Consider the following 22,970-nt stretch of genomic DNA (forward strand, 5'->3'; position numbering starts at 1 on the left):
CTCGCCGCGATGTCCAGCGACCCCACCCCCGACCAGTCCGCCGCCGACGGCTATGTGCAGCGCGCCCAGCTCCTCGCCGAGCTCGGCCGCCATGACGAGGCGGCAGGTGAGCTGACCTACGGGCTGGCCCTCCAGCCGGATGACGTGGCCGCCCTCACCATGCTGGCCCGGGTGCACCTGGCCGCCGGCCGGCCAGCGGACGCGCTCACCGCCGCGGACGCGGCCGTCGCCGCCGCACCGGACGCCCTTGCTCCGCTGGTCACGCGTGCCATGGCGCTGGCCGACCTGGAGCGGTACGCGGAGTCCGCCGCCACCGCCGACCGGCTCCTCGCCCTCGGCCCGGCCGACGCGTACGCCCAGCGGAGCGCGGCGGCGATCCTGGCCGACTCGCGTAACGGCCAGCCAGCGCTGAACGCCGCGTGGCGTGGGGTCGAGCTGGCGCCGGACGAACCACAGGCGCACCTCGTGCTCGCTCTGGTCGCCGCCCGGCTGGAGTTGTTCGACCTGGCCGAGCGGGCCTACCGGGAGGCGTTGCGGCTCGACCCGCGCCTCGCCGACGCCTCCCACGACGTGGGTGTCATCCGCCTGGAGCAGCGCCGCTGGTCGCAGGCGTTGGCGCACGTCGCCGAGGCGGTCACGATCAGCCCGAGTCGGATGGACTCCGGGCGGACCATCGCGTACGGCCTGCACCGCCTGGTGCTCTACGGCGCGGGCTGGTCGCTGGTGGCGGCGGTGCTGGTGGCGTTCGCGGCCTCGGCCAACGGCGGCTTCTCCCGCGTCGTCGCGGTGCTGGCCGCGCTGACCGGTGGGGTCGTGGTGTGGCAGCTCGCGGCGCGTCTGCCGGGGCTGACCCGGACCGTCCTGCCCGCCCTGGTGCACTCGGACCGGGCGATGGCCCTGGCGGTCTACGCGGTGGCCGCCGCGCCGGTGCTGCTCCTGGTGTACGCGGTGGTCGGCTCGCCGTGGCCGTTGGTGCTGGCCGTGGCCGTAACAGCGATAGCCGAGTTCGCCATCTTCACCAGAACCACGTTCCGCTAGACCCGACGCGCCCACGTCCAGGCGTACCCGTCGTCCTCGCAGGCGCGGGCCGCGTCGCAGAGGTCCAGGGGGCGGAACGTGTCGACCATGACGGCCAGCTCGTCGAAGTAGTCGGCGCCGATGGAGCGTTCGGCGGCCCCGGGCTGGGGGCCGTGGGTGAACCCGGACGGGTGCAGCGAGATCGAGCCCTGCTCGATGCCGGAGCCGCGGCGGGCCTCGTAGTTGCCGCCGGTGTAGAAGAGCATCTCGTCGGAGTCGACGTTGTGGTGGTTGTACGGCACCGGGATCGACTCGGGGTGGTAGTCGACCTTGCGGGGCACGAACGAGCAGATGACGAAGTTGGGGCCCTGGAAGGTCTGGTGCACCGGCGGGGGCTGGTGGATGCGCCCGGTGATCGGCTCGAAGTCGTGGATGGAGAACGCCCACGGGTAGAGGTGCCCGTCCCAGCCGACCACGTCGAACGGGTGGTTGGCGTAGACGTAGCGGGTCCAGCCGCGGCGGTGGCGGACCAACACCTCGGCCTCCTCGCCGTCGACGAGCAGCGGCGCCTCCGGCCCGCGGACGTCGCGCTCGCAGTACGGCGAGTGCTCCAGGAACTGGCCGCGCACGGAGAGGTAGCGCTTGGGTGGGCCGATGTGTCCGGCGGCCTCGACGGTGAGCAGTCGGACGGGCTGGTCGCCGGTGGGCACCAGCCGGTGGATGGTCGAGGTGGGGATGATGACGTAGTCGCCGGCGACCGCGTCCAGCGCCCCGAACGGCGACTCGACCCGCAGGGTGCCGGCCTCGACGTAGAGGCAGTGGTCGCCGGTGGCGTCGCGGAACAGCGGCGAGGGCCGGTCGGCGAGCACGTACCCGATGCGCACGTCGTCGTTGGCGAGCAGGTACTGCCGGCCGAGGACCGGGTCGGCGCCACCTGTGTCGAGCTTGTGGGTGCGCAGGTGGCGGGGTTTGAGGGGCAGGTTCGGCGCCCGGGTGAACGCGGGCGGGGTGAACTCGTCGGCGGCGAGGATCGCGGTGGGCGCGTACCGGTGGTAGAGCAGGGACGAGTCGGAGGAGAAGCCCTCCTGGCCCATCAGCTCCTCGGCGTAGAGGCTGCCGTCGGGTTGGCGGAACTGGGTGTGGCGCTTGCGCGGCACCTCGCCGATGCTGCGGTAGTACGGCATCTCGCCTCCCGATATGTCCCGTTCAGCGGTCGAAGACGTCCGATAATCGGACGCTGTTGTCCGTTCCTTGTAGCGTCCCGTAGATTCTTGTTCCGTGTCAACGCAGGTGCCCGCACTCCTCGACGGCCTGGTGGACGACGCCGCCGTCTTCCCGCCGGGCAGCGCCGCGCTCCCCGACGCGCTGACCGCCCACCGTCGACACCGCGCCGCCTGGTACGCCGACCTGGTCGGCCCGCTGCTCGTCCCCGCCTCGACCGTCGCGGCCGGCGGGCTGAGCGGACTCGTGGACCCTGCCGAGGGCCTGGTGGTCGGGCTGATCGGGGACACCGGGATCGCCGGACTGCCGGTCGCGCTCCCGCTCCTGGAGCCGGACGGGGTCACCGCCCGGCAGGTCGAGGTCTTCGTCGCCAAGCGGGGCGAGGACCCGCTGCCCGGCATCACCGAACTGCTGCGGGTGACCGCCACGACGCCCGGCGTCGAGGCCGTGTACGCCGAGCTGCCGCTGACCTTCGGGCTGATGGGCGCGCTGGACGCGCTCGCCGCCGCCCGCGCCGACGGGGTGCCGATCGCCGCCAAGTTCCGCACCGGCGGCCTGGCCGCCGAACTGTTCCCCACCCCGGCCGAGCTGGCCGCCGTGATCTGCGCCTGCCGGGACCGGGGCCTGCCGTTCAAGCTCACCGCCGGGCTGCACGAGGCGGTCCGGCACCTCGACCCGGAGACCGGCTTCACCCACCACGGCTACGCCAACGTGCTGGCCGCGACGCTGGCCGCCGCCGGCGGCGACGGTGTACGCGCCGTCGCCGAGCTGCTGACCGTGGCCGACCCGCGCCCACTGTTGGAACACCTGAACGGGCGGCTGGACGCGCCCCGCCCCCTGTGGGTGGGCTTCGGCTCGTGCAGCATCCTGGAACCACTTACCGATCTGATCCGGCTGGGGCTGGTGAACGGGGGCTACGACGTATGACCTGGGTGACCGGCGCTGACGGTTCGCCGTACGGGGTGACGAACCTGCCGTACGGGGTGTTCCGGTCCAACGGGGGCCAGCCGCGGATCGGCGTACGGATCGGGTCGTGGGTGTTCGACCTGGCCGGGGCGGAGGCCGCGGACCTCGTGCTGGCGGCCGGCGCGCTGTGCCGCCCCACCCTGAACGACTTCATGGCGCTGGGCCGTCCGCAGTGGACGTCGGTGCGGCAGCGGATCACCGAGCTGCTGACCGACCCGGCGCACCGGGCGGCGGTGGAGCCGCTGCTGGTGCCGCTGGCCGAGGTGGAGTTGCTGCTGCCGTTCGAGGTGGCCGACTACGTCGACTTCTACTCCTCCGAGCACCACGCGTCCAACGTCGGGCAGATCTTCCGTCCGGGTCAGCCGCCGCTGCTGCCCAACTGGAAGCACCTGCCGATCGGCTACCACGGTCGGGCCGGCACGGTCGTCGTCTCCGGCACGCCCGTGATCCGGCCGACCGGTCAGCGCGCCTCGGCGGAGGGCCCGGTCACCGGCCCGTCGGTACGCCTCGACATCGAGGCCGAGGTCGGCTTCGTGGTGGGCGTGCCGAGCGGGCTGGGCGACCGGGTCAGCGTTGACGACTTCGCCGACCACGTCTTCGGTGTGGTGCTGGTCAACGACTGGTCGGCCCGGGACATCCAGGCCTGGGAGTACCAGCCCCTCGGCCCCTTCCTCGGCAAGTCCTTCGCCACCTCGGTATCGGCCTGGGTGACGCCGCTGGACGCTCTCGCCGACGCGTTCGTGCCCGCCCCGGACCAGGACCCGCCGGTGGTCGACTACCTGCGCGACGTGCCGCACCTGGGCCTCGACCTGCGCCTCGCGGTCGAGTGGAACGGCGAACAGGTCAGCGAGCCGCCGTTCGGCACCATGTACTGGACGCCGGCCCAGCAGTTGGCGCACCTCACCGTCAACGGCGCGTCCCTGCGTACCGGCGACCTGTACGCCTCGGGCACCGTCTCCGGTCCGGACCGGTCGCAGGTCGGCTCGTTCCTGGAACTGACCTGGGGCGGGGCGGAGCCGGTGAAGCTCGGCGACGAGACCCGCACCTTCCTCGCCGACGGCGACACGGTGATCATCACCGCTACCGCGCCCGGCCCGGACGGCACCACCATCGCCCTCGGCGAGGTCACCGGGACGGTCCGTCCGGCCCGCTGAGCGCCATGCCGGGCCGGAGCGGTCCTCTGTCTCGTCTGCGGGACTGATGATCGCACCGAATGTGCGATAACCAGGGCCGGTTGCCGCGTTGATCGTCGCGGATTCCGTCGCTCCACCGCGCGGTACGGGCCGGGCCCCCCGCCCGGATGCCGGCGGTGGGGCAACCCATCGCACACGGAGGTAGACGACGATGCACGATCTCTCGCGCGCGGTTTGGCGTACCAGTAGCCGCTCCAACGACCAAGGGCTCTGCGTGGAGGTGGCGGACAACCTGGTCGACGTCCTCGGCCTCGTCGCGGTCCGCGACTCCAAGGACCAGACCGGCCCCACACTGGCCGTCAGCCCGCCGGGGTGGACAGCGTTCGTCGGAGCGATCCGGGCCGGTCGCTTCGAACGCTGAGCGGCGGCGTCGCACCGGTCGACCGGTACGACGCGGCCGCCCGAACGGACAGCGGGGCCTCCGGGTGGTGGAAATTCCGTCCCGGGGGCCCCGTCCGGCGCTCACCCCGCGTACCGTCGACGACACGGGAGGTGTCATGTCGACGGTGGCGGTTACCGGGTTCATCCAGGCGCACGCCGTCGATGTCTGGCGTCTGCTGACCGACCTGCCCGGCCGTGCGGCCCGCATGACCGCCGCCGGCCCGACCGAGCTGCTCACTCCGGGTCCGTTCGGGCCGGGCACCGCGTGGCGTGAGGAGCGCGCCCAGCCGGGCGGCGGCACGCTCACCGAGGAGTTCCTCGTGGTGGAGGCTCTCGCCCCGCATCGGCTGGTGCTCTGCTCCTCGGGCGCCGACGTGGACTACCGGATCACCTGGACCCTGCGACCGGTCCGGCGCCGTCGTCGCGGTTGCACGGCGGTCACCGTCACGCAGGAGGCGGTGCCGACCGCTCCGTACCCTCGGGTGGTCGCCCTGCTGCTCGGTGGGCTTGCCGCCCGGGCGGTCGAGGTGGCGTTGCGGCGTGATCTCGCCGATCTGACGGCCGCGGCGAGGCCCTCCAGCGCGGTGGAAGCGGCCTGATCCGGCCCGTGGGCGCCGCGACCTGACCGGGCTCCGGCCGCCTCCGCTGGGTAGGGTGCCGGGCGGAGGTGCGGCATGGGGTTCCCGAAGAGCCGGCGACGGCTCGTGATGGTGGTCGCGGCGCTGCTCGCCGTCGCGGTCGTCGCGGTCGTCGTCCACCGGGTGCTCGCGCCGGCAGAGGTGAGCACGGTGGCGCGGGGTGAGTACCCGGCCGCGCCCCGACCCGGGCCTGGCGTGATCGGCCGGCTGCCCGCCGCCCCGCTGATCGTGGACGCCCGACTGCGGGTGTACGCGGCGCACCGGCAGGTCTACGCCGACCGGCCTGTCGACGGGCGGTACCGGACCACGCCGTTCTGGTCGTACCGGCGCTGGCCGGCGGAGCTGAGCGGGGTGGTGGCAAGCGGTCGCACCGTCGTGAGCCGTTGGTCCGACGGTCGGTTGGTCGCGCTCGACGCGTCGTCCGGTCGGGTGCTGTGGCGGGCCGCGGGGCCGGCGCCGGCCGAGGGTGGCGCGGCGCCGCGGCGCACCGGGGCGGCCACCGTCTGGGATCCGCGTGGGCTCTACCTCACCGACCTCGCGGACGGCCGGAGGGTGCTGGTGGTCACGGGGACCGCCGAGGCCCGTGGGGTGCAGGTGGCCGACGGCCGGGAGCTGTGGCGGGTCGACCTGCCCGGCTCGTGTCGCAGCGATATCGGCACCACCGTGGCCGGGCAGTTGATCGGCCTGGACACCTGCGCCGGAACGGCAGCTGTCGAGTTCCGGGACGCGGTCAGCGGACTGGTACGCGAGCGCTGGCAGCCGCCGGGGCTGACGACGGACGGATTGGTGGTGTCCCCGCTCGGTTGCCGTACCGGCCGGTCGGACTGTTCGGGCCTGCGGACGGCCGGACCGGGTGACGCCGGTGGTCGGGGCTGGCTGCTGGGCGGAGGTGAACCGCTGGCCGCACCGGCTCTCGGGACGGCCGGTGCCGCCCTCGCCGGTGAGCTGGCGGTCACGGTCGCCGACGGGATGGCCGTGGGTCGCTCGGCGCGTTCCGGTGCCGAGCTGTGGCGCTTCGACGGTCTGGGCCCGGCGCGGGTGCTCGCCGTGCAGCCCGGTCGGGTGCACCTGCTGACCGAAGAGAACGAGCTGGTGACGCTGGAATCGGTGACCGGTGTCCTGCTCTCCCGCTTCCCGTTCACCGTCGGGTCGGACGGTACGGGTTGGGCGCCGGGGGCGGTGGCTGCCGAAGGTGGCTTCGTCGCGGTGGAACGGCTCCGGGAACCGGTGGATCCGGACGGCGACGACCAGCGGTACTACCTCACCGCCGAGACGGTGATCCTGGCCGCCACCTGACCTACCGCCGACGGTTCCGGCAAGCGGTGACCGCCGGCTGAGGCGCCCGGGGCCGGTCCGTAGGGGGTTGACGGAACGGCCCCGGGCAGCACGCTTCTCAGGCGAGCGCCGCCTCCGCGGCGGCCAGGAACGCGTCGTTCTCGGCCGGCGTGCCGATGGTGACCCGCACGCCGTCCCCGGCGAACGGCCGGACGATCACCCCACGGGCCTCGCACGCCTTGCCGAAGGCCACCGCCCGGTCGCCCAGCGGCATCCAGACGAAGTTGGCCTGGCTGGTCGGCACGTCCGGCACGAACTTGCGCAGCGCCTCGGTGACCCGGTCCCGCTCGGCGACGACAAGCGCGCAGCGGCGTTCCATCTCGGCGGCCTGGGTCAGCGCCGCGAGCGCGCCGGCCTGGGCGGCCGTGCTCGTGGAGAACGGCGTCACCACCTTGCGGATCGCCGCCGCCACCGCCGGCTGCGCGACGAGCCAGCCGATCCGCAGCCCGGCCAGACCCCACGCCTTGGACAGGGTGCGCAGCACCGCGACGTTCGGCCGGTCCAGGTAGTCGAGCCCGTCCGGCACCTCCGGATCGGTGACGAACTCCCGGTACGCCTCGTCGATGACGACCAGCACGTCGTCGGGCACCGCGTCGAGGAAGCGGTCCAGCTCGGCCTTGCGTACCGCGGTGCCGGTCGGGTTGTTCGGGTTGCAGACCAGGATCATCCGGGTCCGGTCGGTCACCGCCGCGGCCATGGCCGCCAGGTCGTGCCCGTGCCCGGCGTCGTTGGGCACCCGCACGCTTGTCGCGCCGCTGGTCGCCGCGATGATCGGGTACGCCTCGAAGGACCGCCACGAGTAGAGCAGCTCGTCGCCGGGCAGGCAGGTGGCCCGGACCAGGTGCTCGGCGAGCGCCACCGACCCGCAGCCGGTGGCGATCCGGTCGGCGTCCACCCCGTACCGCTGGGCCAGGGCGTCGCGCAGTGCCACCACGCCCATGTCCGGGTAGCGGTGCGAGGCGGTGACCGCCTCGGTGACCGCCTCGACCACGCCGGGCAGCGGGCCGTACGGCACCTCGTTGCTGGCCAGCTTGATCGCCTCGGGCAGCCCCAGCTCCCGGGCGAGGTCGGCGGGGCTGCGCCCCGGCACGTAGCTGGGCAGCGCGTCCAGGTCGGCGCGGGTCAGCCGCAGCGCCGGCTGGTGACGTCCGGAATCGGTCATGGGGTGTCTCCCGAGGGCTGGTCGTCGTTCGAGGGGGCGGAAGCGGTGCTGGCGGGGACCTCGACCACGACGGTCTGCACGCGCTTGTCGTGCAGCGCCTGACGCAGCGGGTGGTCGAAGAGGGGGGAGAGGGCGTCGACCAGTTGCAGCACCAGGCCGAGGCCGGCGCAGTACCAGAGCAGGGTGGGCAGACCCATCGTGGTCCACCGGCCGAACGCCCGGGCGAAGCCCAGCGGCTGGTCGGCGGCGAGCGGCACGGCACGGATCCGCATCACCCGCTTGCCGAAGGTCTGCCCGTGGGACGCCATGGCGGGCACCTCGTACGCCAGCCAGAGCGCCGTGGCGATCAGCAGGATCACCACTTGGAGCAGCCCGGCCTGCTCGCCGATCTGCGGCAGGTTGTCGGTGGAGGTGTCGCCGGCGAACGCCCGCCGGAACACCTCCCGCCAGTACGGCAGCATCTCATCGATCAGCCGCCAGACGAACCAGCCGTTGACCAGGGCGTTCAGGGCGAAGACGACTGTGAAGTCGATCAGCCGGGCGGCGAACCGGCGGCCGTAGCCGGCCAGTCTCAGCCCGTGCGGGCGGGGCTCGGGCGGCCGGCCGGGCCAGCCCGGTGGCACGCCCTGCGGCGTCCAGCCGGGCGGACCGGCCTGCGGCGACCAGCCGGGCGGAGCGCCCTGCGGCGACCAACCCGGGCCCGGCCCCGGCTGGGGACCGTGCGGCGACGGGGTGTCGTGCCCTGGCTGGGTGCCGTGACCCGGCGCGGGGCCTGACCCGGTGTGCGGCGGCCAGCCCGGGGCGGTCGCCGGCGCGTCGAGGGCCGCCGGAGTGACCGGGACCGGTGGCGGCTCGGGCGGTGGCGGCCCGTCCGGTGGGGTGGCGTCGACAGGGATGGGCGCGCCGAGCCAACCCTCGCCGTCCCAGTACCGTCGGGTCTCAGGGTCGGCGGGGTCGACGTACCAACCCGGTTCCACACTCACGAAGCCACCTTAACGACGACCGTCCCGGCGAACTTGTCGTGGAGGCACTGCTGCCAGGGCTTGTCCCAGAGCTGCCACAACCCGTCGGCGTAGCTCGCGCCCGGCACCAGTGAGCACGCCAGGTGCTGCACGAGCCACCGCCGGCCGGCCATCCGCCGGTCGAGAGTGCCGCTCGGGTCCAGCGGCACCACCCGCAGCTTCATGAGCTTCTTGCCCAGCGTCTGACCGCCGCGCTTGAGGTACTCCACGTGATACAGCCAGTAGAGCCCGAGCAGCACCACGAACAGGCCGGCCTGGAACAGCAGCAGCGGCAGGAAGAAGGTGGCGAAGAAGGTGCCAGGGTCGGGCTCCACGAGAGTGCCGTCCGCGTTGGTCCGCGTCATCTCGGAGAACATCCGCCACCAGAGGACCAGGAAGACCGGCATGAACAGCACCATCACGACGACACTGGCCAGCGCCGTGTCGATCAACCAGGCAAGCAGTCGGTCACCGAAGCTGGCCAGTGGCTGCCCGGCCGGGCTCAACGCCGGCGGCGGTGGGGCGTACCGCGGCGGCACGGCGTACCCGGGTGGGGCGTACTGCGGCGGCACGGCGTACCCCTGGGGGTGTGGTCCGGGTGGCGGCGTGAAGCCGCCGGCGGCGGGCTGAGGCCCACCGGCCGGCGGCGTCGGGTACGACGGAGGCTGCGTCACGCCCGCAAGTGTTACAGGTTGCCGCGCGCTTCCTGCTCCCGCTCGATCGCCTCGAACAGGGCCTTGAAGTTGCCCTTGCCGAAGCCCAGCGAGCCGTGCCGCTCGATCAGCTCGAAGAAGACGGTGGGGCGGTCCTGCACCGGCTTGGTGAAGATCTGGAGCAGGTAGCCGTCCTCGTCCCGGTCGACCAGGATCTTGCGGGCCTTCAGCTCCTCGATCGGCACCCGCACGTTGCCGATCCGGGCGCGCAGCTCCGGGTCGTCGTAGTACGAGTCGGGCGTGTCCAGGAACTCGACACCGGCGGCCCGCATCGCGTCCACGCTTGCCACGATGTCGTTGGTGGCGACCGCGATGTGCTGGGCGCCGGGGCCCTGGTAGAACTCCAGGTACTCGTCGATCTGCGACTTCTTGCGGGCCACCGCCGGCTCGTTGAGCGGGAACTTCACCTTGCGGGTGCCGTTCGCCACGACCTTGCTCATCAGCGCCGAGTAGTCGGTGGCGATGTCGTCACCGATGAACTCCGCCATGTTGGAGAAGCCCATCACCCGCTTGTAGAACTCGACCCACTCGTCCATCCGGCCCAGCTCCACGTTGCCGACCACGTGGTCGACGGCCTGGAAGAAGCGCTTCGGCTGGATGCCGGCGTCGATCATCGGCTGCCGGTCCACGATCGGGCCGCGGGCCACGAAGCCGGGCAGGAACGGGCCGGTGTAGCGGGACCTGTCGACGAGGGTGTGCCGGGTGTCGCCGTACGCGGCGATGGCGGCCATCCGCACGGTGCCGTGCTCGTCGCTCACCTCGTGCGGCTCGACGACGCTCGTGGCGCCCTGCGCGACGGCGTGCGCGTACGCGGCGTCGACGTCCGGCACCTCCAGCGCGATGTCGCTGACCCCGTCGCTGTGCCGGGCCACGTGCTCCGCGCCGTCGGCGTCCGGGCGCACCGCGCCGGTCAGGACGAACCGGGCCGACCCGCTGGTCAGCACGTACTGGGCGTGGTCGCGGTAGCCCTGCTCGGGGCCGCGGTACGCCACGCAGGTCATGCCGAACGCGGTGGAGTAGTAGTGCGCGGCCTGCTTGGCGTTGCCCACCAGGAAGTGCACGTGGTCGAGGCCCCGGACCGGGAACGGGTCGTGGCTGATGTCGTGGTCGACAGCGCCGACGAGCTGGTCGACGTCGACGTCCTCGGTCGACTGGGGTCGGTCGATCGCCTGGGTCATGGTGGCCTCCCTCGCGTACCGGCCGGCCTCGTGGGCCGGTTGTTGTCCGAAGGATCGCCGTGTCGGTGTCAGGTGGGCAACTGTCGGTGTGAACGCTGGTCAGGTTGCGCATTCAGTATGGTCTGAACCCATGAAGGGTGAGCAGGCTGTACAGCTCGACGCGCTCGACGTTCGCTTGATCGAACTGCTCGCCGAGGAGCCACGGATCGGGGTGCTGGAGTGCTCCCGGCGGCTCGGCGTGGCCCGGGGCACCGTGCAGGCCCGCCTCGACAAGCTGGTCGACAGGGGTGTCATCGGCGGCTTCGGCCCGGAGATCGCACCGGCCGCGATCGGGTTCGGGGTGACCAGCTTCGTCACCCTGGAGATCAGCCAACGGCACGGCCACGACCCGGTCACGGCCCACCTCGCGGCCATCCCCGAGGTGCTGGAGGCGCACACCATCACCGGCTCCAGCGACCTGCTCTGCCGGATTGTCGCCCGCTCCAACACCGACCTGCAACGGGTCATCGACCAGATCGTCTCGTCCGCCGGCATCACCCGGGCGTCGACGATCATCGCGCTGGCCGAGCAGATCCCCTACCGCACGCTTCCGCTGGTACGCAGTGCCGTACGCGCCGAGGGGCGAAACCCCTCGTAACACCTGCGCGCCCAGAAAGCGCGGCGACACGGCGGCGCGGGCGTACGGAAGATCCGTGATCGTGGCTACGGTGTGCGGTGTGGCGAAGGGGAGCGTGCGCGGTGGGCTGCTGCTCGGCCTTGCCGTGGTCGTCGCCCTCGCCGCCACAGGTGTCTGGAATCCCTTCCCCGGCCTGTGGGACTGGGTCGACCGCAGCGATCCGATCTCCGAGCCGGACGTGGTCTGGCAGCAGCGGATCGGCGGCACCCCACGCAGCGTGACCATCGCCGGCGACACAGTCGTGGTGGAGCAGCGCACCCGGGTCGAGGCCCGCAGCCTCGCCACCGGCACCCAGCTCTGGGAACGCAAGGCGGACTGGGCGGCGGTCGCCGGCGGTGACCGTGACCCGGTCGTCGCCGTGGGCAAGCTGCTGGTCAAGGGGTACGAGCTGCTCGACCCCACCACCGGGGCGACGCGGCGGCGCGACGACGACGCGGTGGCCGTGTGGACGTACCGCAACCTGCTGCTGGACGCCAGTTGCACGGACGCCACCGACTGCACCCTGAGCGCCTGGGACCCGCGCGGCACCGCCCCCCTGTGGACGGCGTTCCTGCCCGGGGTGCACAGCGGCCTGCTCGCCGACAACCCGGGGTTGCGCGGCACCCGCCGGCTCACCGCCCCCCGGGTCGACGACGGCGTCGGCGGCCCCGAGTCGGTGCCGCCGCTGCTCGGCTTCCCCGTCGACGGTCGGGTGCACGTCGTCGACACCGCCACCGGCCGGGTCCTGCAGAACGTGGAGCCCGGCCAGGACGAGCGGCTCTCGGTGGTGGGCGGCCGGATGTTGCGGATCGCCGCCCGCTCGCAGGACGGATCCTGCTACTTCGCGATCTCCGCCCGCGACCCGGCGACCGGGCAGGAGGCCTGGCAGCGGGCCGGCGTCAACCTGCGGACCGCCGACAACGCCGGCTGCGCGCAGCGCGAGGACCCGCAGGGCGCGCGGAACGTGCTGATCGGCGTCGGCGCGGACGGCCGCGAGGCGGTCATCGACGGGTACGACGGGCGGCTGCTGTGGGTGGGCGAACCGGGCACCAGACTTGTCGCGGTCGACGACCGGTACGCGGTGTTCCGGGCCGCCGACAAGCGCTCGGTGACGGCCCGTGAACTCGGCACCGACCGGGTTCTGTGGACCCGCACCGCCAGCGGCAAGGCCGGCGCCGCCCTCACGCCGTACGCGGCGCTGATCGCCGACGAGAAGCCGTCCCGGTTGACGGCGCGGGACCCGCGTACCGGGCGGGAGTTGGCCGTCGTACGGACCTCGGCGAACGCCCTCGCGGTCGGGCCACAAGGCATGATCATCGGGGAGGGGCGGGAGATCGGCTACATCCGCTTCGGCACCTCCGCGGGCACCCCCGGCCGGCCCGGCGACGGCGGTGTCCCGCGCCCCGGCGGCACCGGCCCCGCCGGACCGGACGGCGGCGACAACTGCGGACCCAAACGGGAACTCTGCCCCGACCCGGGCGGCGGCAAGGACGGCTGATGAGAGCGGCGTCCCAGACGCAGCCCGGCGGGTGGGAATGATCGACCGGTCTGCCCTAGGCTTGCCGCTCATGAGCAGTGCCGCCGCATTCTCGTACGCCCCCCTCCTGCCGACCGGCCCCGACCAGACGGACTACCGCCTGGTCACCGACGAGGGCGTGGACGTCGTACACGGCCCCGGGGGCCGCCGGTTCCTCACCGTGGAGCCGGCCGCGCTCACCGCGCTGACCGCCGAGGCGATGCACGACATCGCGCACTTCCTGCGCCCGGCGCACCTGGCCCAGCTCCGGTCGATCATCGACGACCCGGCCGCCTCGCCGAACGACAGGTTCGTCGCACTGGACCTGCTGCGCAACGCCAACATCGCCGCCGGCGGGGTGCTGCCGATGTGCCAGGACACCGGCACCGCGATCGTGATGGGCAAGCGGGGCCGGCACGTGCTGACCGACGGGGCCGACGCCGAGGCCATCTCGAAGGGCGTCTACCAGGCGTACACCCGACTGAACCTGCGCTACTCGCAGCTCGCCCCGCTGACCATGTGGGACGAGCGGAACACCGGCAGCAACCTGCCCGCCCAGGTGGACCTGTACGCCGAGGACCCGGACGGGCACCCCGACGCGTACAAGTTCCTGTTCATGGCCAAGGGCGGCGGCTCGGCCAACAAGTCGTACCTCTACCAGGAGACGAAGGCGCTGCTCAACCCGACGCGGATGATGCAGTTCCTGGAGGAGAAGCTACGGCTGATCGGCACCGCCGCCTGCCCGCCGTACCACCTGGCCATCGTCATCGGCGGCACCTCCGCCGAGTACGCGCTGAAGACCGCGAAGTACGCCAGCGCCAAGTACCTCGACGCGCTGCCCACCTCCGGGTCGATGAGCGCACACGGCTTCCGGGACCTGGAGCTGGAGGCGCAGGTGCTGGAGCTGACCCGCAACTTCGGCATCGGCGCGCAGTTCGGCGGCCGCTACTTCTGCCACGACGTACGGGTGGTCCGGCTGCCCCGGCACGGCGCGTCCTGCCCGGTGGCGATCGCCGTCTCCTGCTCCGCCGACCGGCAGGCCGTCGCCAAGATCACCCCGTCGGGCGTGTGGCTGGAACGCCTCGAAACCGACCCGGCGCGGTTCCTGCCCGACGTCACCGACGACTCCCTCGACGGCGAGATGGTCATCCGGGTCGACCTCAACCGGCCGATGGACGAGATCCGCGCCGAGCTGTCGAAGTACCCGGTGAAGACCCGGCTGTCCCTGTCCGGCCCGCTGGTCGTCGCCCGGGACATCGCCCACGCGAAGATCGCCGAGAGGCTGGACGCCGGCGAGCCCATGCCGCAGTACCTCCGCGACCACGCCGTCTACTACGCCGGCCCCGCGAAGACCCCCGAGGGGTACGCTTCCGGCTCCTTCGGCCCCACCACCGCCGGCCGGATGGACGCCTACGTGGAGAAGTTCCAGGCCGCCGGCGGCTCGCAAGTGATGCTGGCCAAGGGCAACCGCTCGGCCCAGGTGACCCGCTCCTGCCAGCAGCACGGCGGCTTCTACCTCGGCTCGATCGGCGGTCCCGCCGCCCGCCTCGCCCAGGACTGCATCAAGCACGTCGAGGTGCTCGAATACGCGGAGCTGGGCATGGAGGCCGTCTGGAAGATCGAGGTGGAGGACTTCCCCGCCTTCATCGTCGTCGACGACAAGGGCAACGACTTCTTCGCCGAGGTCACCAAGCCGGTGCTCACAGTCGGCCGCCGCTGACCCGACGCGTACGGCGAAAGGGGCACCGGGCACATCGCCCGACGCCCCTTCTGTCGCCCGTGCTGAACCGACATCGGTGCGCCCGCCCCGCTGGGGTGGGGCGGGCGCACCGCCCCCGTCGGATGCCGTCACCGACAACCCGGAGCGAGTCTGCTGCGCACCGCTGTCGATCCGCTCTCAGATCACTCTCGCCTGACTGCGCCGATCTGTGATCGCCGGACTACTCTGCTGAAAGTTGCACCACTGATGCGGGGGAGTAGATGCGGTTCGGGATCCTGGGGCCTCTGCGGGTGGGCGGTGGCGAGTCCACTGTCACCGCCGGCCGCGACCGGATCGTGCTCGCCATGCTGCTGCTGCGCCCCGGTCGGCTGGTGCCCGTCGAGGAGCTGGTCGACGCGGTGTGGGAGGAGCACCCGCCGGCCACCGCCCGGGCCCAGTTGCAGACCTGCGTGTCGCGGTTGCGCCGCAGGTTCACCGAGCTGGGGCTCACCCCGGAAACCATCATCACCGACCCGGTCGGCTACGGCATCCGTACCGCCCCGAGCGACCTGGACGCCGAGGTCTTCGCCCGCGCGGTGGACGCCGCCCGGGCCGCCGTCGCGGCCGGCCGGTTGGGCGACGCGGGTGAGCGGTTCCGCGCGGCCCTGGCGCTCTGGCGCGGGCCGGCGCTCGGCGGCATCCCGAGCCGCAGCGTCCGCCGGCGCGCCCAGGCACTCGACGAGCAGCGCCTCACCGTGCTGGAGGAGTGCGTCGACGTCGAGCTGCGCCTCGGGCGGGCCGCGGAGCTGATCGAGGAGCTGACCGAGAGCGTCGACCGGCATCCGCTGCGGGAACGCCTGCGGGGTCAACTGATGCTGGCACTGTCCTCGGTCGGTCGGCAGGCCGACGCGCTCGCGGTCTACCGGGAGGGCCGCCGCTCCTACGCCGACGAGTTGGGTATCGAACCGGGCGCCGAGTTGCAGAAGCTGCATCAGCGCGTACTCGCCGGCGACCTGGCACTGGCCGGACGGGAAACCCGGTCGGTCGCGCCGGTCCGTTCCCTGCCCCGGGCGATCGGCGATTTCACCGGTCGGCAGGAGACGCTGGCCCGCCTCATGAAGGAGGTGCAGGACGGCGCGCGGATCCAACTGGTCGACGGCATGGCCGGCAGCGGCAAGACCGCCCTCGCCGTGCACGTCGCCACCGCCCTCGCCGACGACTACCCCGACGCGCAGCTCTTCATCGACCTGCACGGGCACAGCGAGCGCACCCCGTTGACGCCGGCCGCGGCGGTGGCCACGCTGCTGCGGCAGCTCGGTGTGCCCGCCGAGCAGGTGCCCACGAACCCGGAAGACCGGTTGGCGCTCTGGCGCACCGAATTGGCCGGTCGGCGAGCCCTTGTGGTGTTGGACAACGCGGCCACCGCCGACCAGGTGACACCGCTTCTGCCCAACGGTTCGCAGTGCCTGATCCTGATCACCAGCCGTCGCCGGCTGGTCGGGGTGGACGAGGGACGCCCGTCGTCGCTGCCCGTGCTCGACACCGACGAGGCGGTCGAGCTGCTCGGGCGGGTGGCCGGCGTGGACCGGGTGGCGGCGGAGCCGGAGGCGGCCACCGAGGTCGTCCGGCGCTGCGGCCACCTGCCTCTGGCGATCCGGCTGGCCGGCGCCCGGCTGGCGCACCGGCCTCGGTGGCGCATCGCCGACCTGGCGGAGCGGCTGATCTCCCGTCGTGATCCGTTGGCCGAGTTCGAGGCGGGCGAGCGGTCCGTCGGCCGCGCGTTCGCCCTGTCGTACGCCCAGGTGTCGCCGGCCGCGCAGCGCGCGTTCCGGCTGCTGGGCCTGCACCCGGGGGTACGGTTCGACAGGGCGGTCGCCGCGGCTCTCACCGAGCAGCCGCTTCCCGAGGCGCAGGACCTGCTGGACGAGCTGGTCGATGCGAACCTGGTGGAGGAGACGGTGCCGGGCCGGTACCGGCTGCACGACCTGGTCCGGGAGTACGCGCGTTCGCTCGTCGCCGAGCCGGAGCGGGCGGTGGAGCGGCGGGTCGGCATCGAGCGTCTGCTCGACCATCACCTACACGTGGCCGCCGTGATCGCCCGTCGGAGGGAACTCTCCTCCGGCTACACCCTGGCGCTGCTGCCCGAGCCCGCACGTCCGGAGCTGGTCCTGCCCGTCGCCGAACAGGGTGGCGTGTGGTTCGACGAGAACCTGACCGCGCTGACGGCCCTGGTCCGCCTCGCGGACGAGGAGGGTTTTCTCCAGCACTGCTGGCATCTGGCGCGCGCCTGCTGGCACGCCCAGTTCGATGGCGGGCACCTGGACGAGCTGATCGAGACGCACACGATCGCGCTGAGCGCCGCCGAGGCGCTGGGTGACAAGACGGCGGTCGGTACGACCCTCAACTACCTCGCCTCGGCCCACTACCGGCTCGGTCGGTTCGCCGAGTCGACCCGCCTCATGGAGAAGTCGGTAGGCCTGTACCGCCAGCTCGGGCTGTGGAAGGAGGTGCGCAACAGCCTGGGGAACCTGGGTACGTCGTACGCGGCGAACGGCGACTACCGCAGAGGCATCGAGTGCTACAACGCCGGAGTGACCCTCGCGCGGCAGATGCGGGAGCGCGTGCCACTCGCGAACGGGCTCAACAACCTGGCGATCGCCCTGCTTCTCTGCGGCCGGTACGACGAGGCGCTCCACACGTGTCGACGGCACCTGGCGCTGGCCCGGGAGATCGGCGATCCGCGACAGCTCGGCAACGCCGTGGGTCACCTGGGGATGATCCGGCACCGGATGGGTGCGGCGGGGCCGGCACGTCGACTGCTGCGGGCGGCTCTGCGCCTCAAGCGGCAGGCCGGTGCCCGGTTCGGTGAGGGTGAGGTGCTCAACGAGATCGGGGCCATGGACCGGGAGGCCGGGCACCCGGAACGGGCCGCCGACCTGCACCGCGCGGCCCTCGCCGCGATGACCGAGGTGGGGGACCGCATCGGCCAGTGCGCCTCGCGCAATCTGCTGGCCCGGGCGATCCTGGATCAGGGCGACACGGCCAGCGCGCTCGACCTGCATCGCCGGGTGCTCGCCGACGCCTCGCAACTGGGTGCCCGCTACGAGCAGGCCCGGGCGCTGGAGGGCATCGCACGCTGCCTGCGGGGCAGCGACCCGGTTGCGGCGCGTGCGGACCTGAACCGGGCGCTGGGTTTGTACCGGCAGGTCGAGTCGCCGGAGCGGCACGAGGTGGAACGGCTGCTGGCCGAGTTGGGCTGACGGATCATCTGCGAGTCGGCCACGGGCGCGGCAGGATGGTACGCGTGACGACTCCAGAGGCGACCGGATACCGGATCGAACGCGACTCGATGGGCGAGGTGGAGGTGCCCGCCGAGGCGCTGTGGCGGGCGCAGACCCAGCGTGCGGTGCAGAACTTCCCGATCTCCGGGCGGGGCATCGAGCCGGCCCAGATCAAGGCCCTCGCGCAGATCAAGGGCGCGGCGGCCGAGGTCAACGGCGAGCTGGGCGTGATCGACGCCAACGTGGCCGCCGCCATCACGGCCGCCGCCGCGCACGTGGCCGACGGCGGTTACGACGACCAGTTCCCGGTGGACGTGTTCCAGACCGGCTCGGGCACCTCCTCGAACATGAACACCAACGAGGTGATCGCCACGCTGGCGAGCCGTGAGCTGGGCGCGCCTGTGCACCCCAACGATCACGTCAACGCATCCCAGTCGAGCAACGACGTGTTCCCGTCGTCGATCCACCTGGCCGCCACGCAGTTCATCGTGGAGGATCTGCTGCCGTCGCTGAACCACCTCGCCGCCGCGTTGGAGGCGAAGGCGGCCGAGTTCGAGACGGTGGTGAAGGCGGGGCGTACCCACCTGATGGACGCCACCCCTGTCACGTTGGGGCAGGAGTTCGGTGGGTACGCGGCCCAGGTCCGTTACGGCGTGGAGCGGCTGGAGGGCTCGCTGCCCCGGCTGGCGGAGCTGCCGCTGGGTGGCACCGCCGTGGGCACCGGGATCAACACCCCGCTCGGTTTCGCCGCCGCCGTCATCGGCAAGCTGCGCGAGTCGACCGGCCTGCCGCTGTCCGAGGCACGTAACCACTTCGAGGCGCAGGGGGCCCGGGACGCGCTGGTGGAGACGTCGGGGCAGTTGCGGACCGTGGCGGTCGGCCTCTACAAGGTCGCCAACGACATCCGCTGGATGGGCTCCGGCCCTCGCGCCGGCCTGCGTGAGCTGCGCATCCCCGATCTCCAGCCCGGCTCGTCGATCATGCCGGGCAAGGTCAACCCGGTGGTCGCCGAGGCGATGCGGCAGGTGTGCGCCCAGGTGATCGGCAACGACGCGACAGTCGCTTTCGCCGGCTCCCAGGGCGACTTCGAGCTGAACGTGATGCTCCCGGTGATGGGCCGCAACCTGCTGGAGTCGATCCGGCTGCTGGCCGCCGTGAGCCGGCTGTTCGCCGACCGCCTGGTGGCCGGCCTGGTCGCGGACGCCGAGGTCTGCCTGGCGTACGCGGAGGGATCGCCGTCGATCGTCACTCCGCTGAATCGCTACCTCGGGTACGACGAGGCCGCCTCGATCGCCAAGGAGGCGCTCGCCAAGCAGACCTCCATCCGCGAGGTGGTGATCTCCCGGGGGCATGTCGACTCCGGCAAACTCACCGAAACCCAGCTGGACGAGACCCTGGACCTACTCCGCATGACCCACCCCTGAGGCCTGGCCGCCGCGCGGTGCCGCCCAGCCGAGGAACCGGGTGAAGAGCGTTGCCGGGTCCGGCCCGTCGTGCGGGTTGAGCCGGTACAGGTCGGCAGCCGCGTCGTGCAGGACGGCGCAGAGGTAGATGCTCAACGCGATCCGGTCGTGGGCGTACTCCTGGCGGAGGGTGAGCCGGGCGACCGGGCACGGCCAGGGCGCGGCGCAGACCCGGCAGAGCCAGAGCGGGCGCAGCGGCAGGTGCGGTCGGCGGGGCGTCGTCGCGCGGTCGTCCGGGGTGGTCCGGGGCATGCTGCGGCCTTCCTTTGGAGCTGAATCGTTTGTGGCATCACCCCCGCTCGCTCTGGCGTCCGCGCCGTGCCGCGCCTTGCCGTGCCGTGCCTTGATCGTGTTCGATCCTGGATGTAGTGGCCTTCGCACGCCAGGACCCCACTACTTCCATGATCGAGCACGATCTTGCGCAGTTGGTCGGCTTCGCCCAGGGGACGGGGAGCGGTGCCGCGCTTCACAGTCTGGTGATCGGACGACTACGGTCGGAAGGGTTCGGCCGGCCTGTCGGGGCTGCTCTGTTCCGGGACCGCACCGCCGCTGGCGACCGGCTGGAGTTGATCGTCGGCAGGGTGGAGGGTGGCTGGGCATGGCCGATGGGCAGATGACGGCGGCGGCGTTCCTGATCGCGGAGCTGCGCCGGGCGCGGGCCCGGCGCGGTTGGAGTCAGGACGAGCTGGCCAAGGCGGTCAACTACTCGGCGTCGATGGTCAGCGCCGTCGAGTTGGGCCAGCAGCCGCCCACGGCCAAGTACCTGGAACGTCAGGAGGTGCTGCACAGCGAGCGGGCGCCGCAGATCGTGGCGGTGCTGGACGAGGCCGTGCTGCGGCGTCGGGTGGGCGGGCGGAAGGTGATGCGCGACCAGACGCTGCACCTTGGGCATCGCCACCGGGCACCCCCGGGTCTGGTTGCACGTGGTGCCGCGATCCGCCGAGGAGTATCCGGGGCTCGGTGGGCAGTTCGCGCTCGCCGCCCTGCCCGACGGCACCGAGGTGGCCTACCTGGAGGGTCAGGTCCGCGGCCAGGAGCTGGACCAGCCGAGGGATCTGTTGCGGTTGCAGCGGGTCTGGGAGGCTACCTTGGGCGAAGCCCTGCCCCCGCAGGCGTCGATCGAGTTGATGAACGAGGTGGCCGAGTCGTGGAGTTGACCGACGCTCGATGGCGCAAGAGCAGCCGCAGCAACCAGGACAACTGGTGCGTCGAGGTGGCTACGAATCGCGGGGGCGTGGTCGGGGTGCGGGACAGCAAGGACCCGGACGGGCCCGTGCTCGTGGTCGACGCGTACTCCTGGCGGCTCTTCGTGGCCGCGCCCCCGCGCTGACGCGACCGCCTCGCCCGCCGCGGCGGTCGCGGGGTCGTGGGTAAACGGCTCGACGGGTGTTCGGGTGGGCGGGATGATCCGGTCATGGATGGAGTGCCTCCGGCGACCGGGCGGCTGCTGCTGCGTCGGTTGACGATCGCCGACGTGGACGCGCTGGTGGAGCTGGACAGCGACCCGGAGGTGATGCGGTTCCTCACCGGTGGCGTCGCCACACCGCTGGCCACCGTCCGGGATGAGCAGTTGCCGAAGCTGCTCGCCCAGTACGACAGGCATCCCGGGCTGGGCCGCTGGGCGGCGCTCGACCGGGGGACGGGCGACTTCCTGGGCTGGCTCGCGCTCGACCCGTCGGTCGACGGCACGGAGGCCGAGCTGGGTTACCGGCTGCGCCGCTCGGCGTGGGGGCGCGGCCTGGCCACCGAGGGGTCCCGGGCGCTGGTCCGGTACGCCTTCGACCGGGTGGGCGTGCGTCGGGTCTGGGCCGAGACGATGGCGGTCAACGACAGGTCCCGGCGGGTGCTGGCGAAGGCGGGCCTGCGCCACGTGCGCACCTTCCACCTTCAGTGGGACGACCCGATTCCCGGGACCGAGCACGGCGAGGTCGAGTACGAGGTGCGGGCCGACGCCGTTCAGGAACGGCCGGCGGCCCTGCGCGCCCGGTAGGCGGTCACCGCCGCGCGGTTGCCGCAGCCGGCCTCGCAGAAGCGCCGCGACCGGTTGCGGGACAGGTCGACGACCACGTTGTCGCAGTCCGGGAATTCGCAGATCCGCAGTCGACGCAGCTCACCGGCGCGGACCAGGTCGGCCATGGCCATCGCTGCCTCCACCGCGAGGCGGGTCGCCAGCGGGGCGTCCCGGGGTACGGCGTGCAGGTGGTACGGCTCGTCGTCGTGCTCGATGAGCTGCGGCAGCGCCTTGTGCTCCAGCAGCAGGCCGTTGACCAGGGTGACGATCTCGGGCGGTTCGGCGTACCAGATGCGGCGTAGCCGTGGCCGCAGCTCCCGGACGGCGTGCAACTCCGCGTCGGTGTGCTCGTGCCGCCCGCTGTAGGAGTGCCGGACGAAGAACGCGTCCAGCGCGGCGACGTCGGGGAGCAGTTCGCCGTCGCGGCCCGCCGTGTTCACGAGTGCGGCGGCGGCGATCAGCGAACACTCGGTGTCATGAGCGAACAGCAACTTGACTCCTGTCACAGGCTCCGCCTAGCGTCATCGGCACAAGGATAGTTTGCTCATGACACCCGTGCCGTACCGAGGAGCGCGAGATGCACCGACGACCCGCCGCCGGCGTAGCGCTGGCGCTGCTCTCCGCGGTCACCTTCGCCACCTCGGGCACCTTCGCGCGCTCCCTCATCGAAGCCGGCTGGTCCGCCGAGGCCGCCGTCAGCGCCCGGGTCGGCATCGCCGCCCTGGTGCTGGCGATCCCCGCCGTGCTGTCACTGCGCGGCAACTGGGACGTGCTGCGGCGGAACACCACGGCGATCGCGATGTTCGGGCTGCTCGGGGTCGCGCTGGCCCAGGCCTGCTTCTTCAACGCCGTGCGCTACCTGCCGGTCGGCGTCGCGCTGCTGCTGGAATACCTCGGCATCATCCTGGTCGTGGGCTGGATGTGGCTGCGACACGGGCAGCGTCCCCGCCAGCTCACCGTGGTCGGCTCGGTGGCCGCCCTGGGCGGACTGGCGTTCGTGCTGGACCTCGCCGGCAACGCCGACTTCCACCCGGTGGGCGTGCTCTGGGGACTCGGCGCGGCGCTGGGCCTGGCCGGCTACTTCGTACTCGCCGGCCGCGTCGATCCCCGGCTGCCCTCCGTCGCCATGGCCAGCGGCGGAATGGCCGTCGGCGCCGCCGTTCTGCTCCTGATCGGGCTGACCGGTGTGCTGCCGCTGCACGCCACCTTCGGCGAGGTCACCTTCGCCGGGCAGCGCACCAGCTGGCTCCTGCCCATCGTCGGGCTCTCCCTGGTCGCCGCCGTCGTCGCGTACCTGGCCGGGATCGCCGGCACCCGGATCCTCGGGCCCCGGCTGGCCTCGTTCGTGGGACTGACCGAGGTGCTCTTCGCGGTGCTCATCGCCTGGCTGTTCCTGGACGAGTTGCCTACCGCCTGGCAGTTGTTCGGAGGCGTGCTGATCGTCGCCGGGGTCGCGCTGGTACGCCTCGACGAACTGCGCGCCTCGCCCGCACCTGCCCCGCCCGAGCCCGCGCTGGCCGTCAACGCCTGAGACAGTGGT

General features: G+C 72.5%; 22 protein-coding genes and 1 pseudogene. 16 read left to right on the top strand and 7 right to left on the bottom strand.

Annotation, left to right across the window (positions count from 1 at the left end):
- Nucleotides 1-9: 9 nt before the first annotated feature.
- The gene (locus tag FHG89_RS04375; protein ID WP_139582995.1) at nucleotides 10-1,038 is read left to right on the top strand and encodes a tetratricopeptide repeat protein; all 1,029 of its coding nucleotides are present in this window, start codon (nucleotides 10-12) and stop codon (nucleotides 1,036-1,038) included.
- Here FHG89_RS04375 and FHG89_RS04380 read toward each other — a convergent pair.
- Entirely contained in the window at nucleotides 1,035-2,201 is a 1,167-nt protein-coding gene (locus tag FHG89_RS04380) for a homogentisate 1,2-dioxygenase (RefSeq protein ID WP_139582997.1), read from the bottom strand. The two genes, FHG89_RS04375 and FHG89_RS04380, sit on opposite strands and share 4 nt — an antisense overlap.
- Nucleotides 2,202-2,295: 94 nt before the next feature.
- Between FHG89_RS04380 and FHG89_RS04385 the strand changes: the two genes are divergently transcribed.
- The 5 genes from FHG89_RS04385 (at nucleotide 2,296) to FHG89_RS04405 (ending at nucleotide 6,712) form a co-directional block, all read left to right on the top strand.
- Nucleotides 2,296-3,165 (top strand): hypothetical protein, encoded by an 870-nt coding sequence (locus FHG89_RS04385; protein ID WP_139582998.1) that lies wholly within the window; start codon nucleotides 2,296-2,298, stop codon nucleotides 3,163-3,165.
- Nucleotides 3,162-4,358 carry a fumarylacetoacetase gene (fahA, locus tag FHG89_RS04390; RefSeq protein WP_139583000.1) on the top strand — a complete coding sequence of 399 codons (1,197 nt, stop codon included), beginning with the start codon at nucleotides 3,162-3,164 and terminating at the stop codon, nucleotides 4,356-4,358. The genes FHG89_RS04385 and fahA overlap by 4 nt, the downstream gene beginning before the upstream one ends.
- Before the next feature lie 190 nt (nucleotides 4,359-4,548).
- On the top strand, nucleotides 4,549-4,758 hold the full coding sequence (locus tag FHG89_RS04395) for a DUF397 domain-containing protein (protein ID WP_139583001.1): 210 nt from the start codon (nucleotides 4,549-4,551) through the stop codon (nucleotides 4,756-4,758).
- A gap of 136 nt (nucleotides 4,759-4,894) precedes the next feature.
- Nucleotides 4,895-5,377, top strand: a complete 483-nt coding sequence (locus tag FHG89_RS04400) for an SRPBCC family protein (RefSeq protein WP_139583003.1) — start codon at nucleotides 4,895-4,897, stop codon at nucleotides 5,375-5,377.
- 75 nt (nucleotides 5,378-5,452) lie between these two features.
- Nucleotides 5,453-6,712, top strand: a complete 1,260-nt coding sequence (locus FHG89_RS04405; RefSeq protein WP_139583004.1) for an outer membrane protein assembly factor BamB family protein — start codon at nucleotides 5,453-5,455, stop codon at nucleotides 6,710-6,712.
- A gap of 97 nt (nucleotides 6,713-6,809) precedes the next feature.
- Here FHG89_RS04405 and hisC read toward each other — a convergent pair whose 3' ends face one another.
- The 4 genes from hisC to hppD are packed head-to-tail and all read right to left on the bottom strand — an operon-like array spanning nucleotide 6,810 to nucleotide 10,805.
- Nucleotides 6,810-7,913, bottom strand: coding sequence for a histidinol-phosphate transaminase (hisC, locus tag FHG89_RS04410; RefSeq protein ID WP_139583006.1), 1,104 nt, complete (start codon nucleotides 7,911-7,913; stop codon nucleotides 6,810-6,812).
- Nucleotides 7,910-8,896, bottom strand: a complete 987-nt coding sequence (locus FHG89_RS04415) for an RDD family protein (RefSeq protein ID WP_139583008.1) — start codon at nucleotides 8,894-8,896, stop codon at nucleotides 7,910-7,912. Before FHG89_RS04415 ends, hisC begins: the two co-directional genes overlap by 4 nt.
- Nucleotides 8,893-9,588, bottom strand: a complete 696-nt coding sequence (locus FHG89_RS04420; RefSeq protein WP_139583010.1) for an RDD family protein — start codon at nucleotides 9,586-9,588, stop codon at nucleotides 8,893-8,895. The genes FHG89_RS04415 and FHG89_RS04420 overlap by 4 nt, the downstream gene beginning before the upstream one ends.
- Nucleotides 9,589-9,599: 11 nt before the next feature.
- A complete protein-coding gene (gene hppD, locus FHG89_RS04425) occupies nucleotides 9,600-10,805 on the bottom strand; it encodes a 4-hydroxyphenylpyruvate dioxygenase (RefSeq protein WP_139583012.1) in 1,206 nt (401 codons plus the stop codon).
- Nucleotides 10,806-10,935: 130 nt separating this feature from the next.
- Here hppD and FHG89_RS04430 point away from each other — a divergent pair, with 130 nt between their 5' ends.
- The 5 genes from FHG89_RS04430 (at nucleotide 10,936) to FHG89_RS04450 (ending at nucleotide 19,380) form a co-directional block, all read left to right on the top strand.
- On the top strand, nucleotides 10,936-11,442 hold the full coding sequence (locus tag FHG89_RS04430) for an Lrp/AsnC family transcriptional regulator (protein WP_139583014.1): 507 nt from the start codon (nucleotides 10,936-10,938) through the stop codon (nucleotides 11,440-11,442).
- 70 nt (nucleotides 11,443-11,512) lie between these two features.
- The gene (locus tag FHG89_RS04435; protein WP_425280151.1) at nucleotides 11,513-12,958 is read left to right on the top strand and encodes an outer membrane protein assembly factor BamB family protein; all 1,446 of its coding nucleotides are present in this window, start codon (nucleotides 11,513-11,515) and stop codon (nucleotides 12,956-12,958) included.
- A 70-nt stretch (nucleotides 12,959-13,028) separates the two neighbouring features.
- Nucleotides 13,029-14,696 carry a fumarate hydratase gene (locus FHG89_RS04440; RefSeq protein ID WP_139583016.1) on the top strand — a complete coding sequence of 556 codons (1,668 nt, stop codon included), beginning with the start codon at nucleotides 13,029-13,031 and terminating at the stop codon, nucleotides 14,694-14,696.
- Nucleotides 14,697-14,956: 260 nt separating this feature from the next.
- Nucleotides 14,957-17,935 carry an AfsR/SARP family transcriptional regulator gene (locus FHG89_RS04445; RefSeq protein ID WP_139583017.1) on the top strand — a complete coding sequence of 993 codons (2,979 nt, stop codon included), beginning with the start codon at nucleotides 14,957-14,959 and terminating at the stop codon, nucleotides 17,933-17,935.
- 35 nt (nucleotides 17,936-17,970) lie between these two features.
- The gene (locus FHG89_RS04450) at nucleotides 17,971-19,380 is read left to right on the top strand and encodes a class II fumarate hydratase (RefSeq protein ID WP_208760856.1); all 1,410 of its coding nucleotides are present in this window, start codon (nucleotides 17,971-17,973) and stop codon (nucleotides 19,378-19,380) included.
- Here the strand turns inward: FHG89_RS04450 and FHG89_RS04455 are convergent.
- On the bottom strand, nucleotides 19,357-19,671 hold the full coding sequence (locus tag FHG89_RS04455) for a hypothetical protein (protein WP_139583020.1): 315 nt from the start codon (nucleotides 19,669-19,671) through the stop codon (nucleotides 19,357-19,359). The genes FHG89_RS04450 and FHG89_RS04455 overlap by 24 nt on opposite strands.
- A 149-nt stretch (nucleotides 19,672-19,820) precedes the next feature.
- Here FHG89_RS04455 and FHG89_RS04460 point away from each other — a divergent pair, with 149 nt between their 5' ends.
- The 4 genes and pseudogenes from FHG89_RS04460 (at nucleotide 19,821) to FHG89_RS04475 (ending at nucleotide 21,409) form a co-directional block, all read left to right on the top strand.
- Nucleotides 19,821-20,036, top strand: a complete 216-nt coding sequence (locus FHG89_RS04460) for a hypothetical protein (protein WP_139583022.1) — start codon at nucleotides 19,821-19,823, stop codon at nucleotides 20,034-20,036.
- Nucleotides 20,018-20,576: pseudogene (locus FHG89_RS04465) on the top strand (helix-turn-helix domain-containing protein). Before FHG89_RS04460 ends, FHG89_RS04465 begins: the two are co-directional and overlap by 19 nt.
- The gene (locus FHG89_RS04470) at nucleotides 20,567-20,749 is read left to right on the top strand and encodes a DUF397 domain-containing protein (protein ID WP_139583024.1); all 183 of its coding nucleotides are present in this window, start codon (nucleotides 20,567-20,569) and stop codon (nucleotides 20,747-20,749) included. The pseudogene FHG89_RS04465 and the gene FHG89_RS04470 overlap by 10 nt, the downstream one beginning before the upstream one ends.
- Before the next feature lie 84 nt (nucleotides 20,750-20,833).
- On the top strand, nucleotides 20,834-21,409 hold the full coding sequence (locus tag FHG89_RS04475; protein WP_139583026.1) for a GNAT family N-acetyltransferase: 576 nt from the start codon (nucleotides 20,834-20,836) through the stop codon (nucleotides 21,407-21,409).
- Here FHG89_RS04475 and FHG89_RS04480 read toward each other — a convergent pair.
- A complete protein-coding gene (locus FHG89_RS04480; protein ID WP_139583028.1) occupies nucleotides 21,376-21,921 on the bottom strand; it encodes a CGNR zinc finger domain-containing protein in 546 nt (181 codons plus the stop codon). The genes FHG89_RS04475 and FHG89_RS04480 overlap by 34 nt on opposite strands.
- 86 nt (nucleotides 21,922-22,007) lie before the next feature.
- Between FHG89_RS04480 and FHG89_RS04485 the strand changes: the two genes are divergently transcribed.
- A complete protein-coding gene (locus FHG89_RS04485) occupies nucleotides 22,008-22,961 on the top strand; it encodes an EamA family transporter (protein WP_139583029.1) in 954 nt (317 codons plus the stop codon).
- Nucleotides 22,962-22,970 lie beyond the last annotated feature (9 nt).

The sequence above is a fragment of the Micromonospora orduensis genome (assembly GCF_006228125.1).
Lineage (GTDB): Bacteria > Actinomycetota > Actinomycetes > Mycobacteriales > Micromonosporaceae > Micromonospora > Micromonospora orduensis.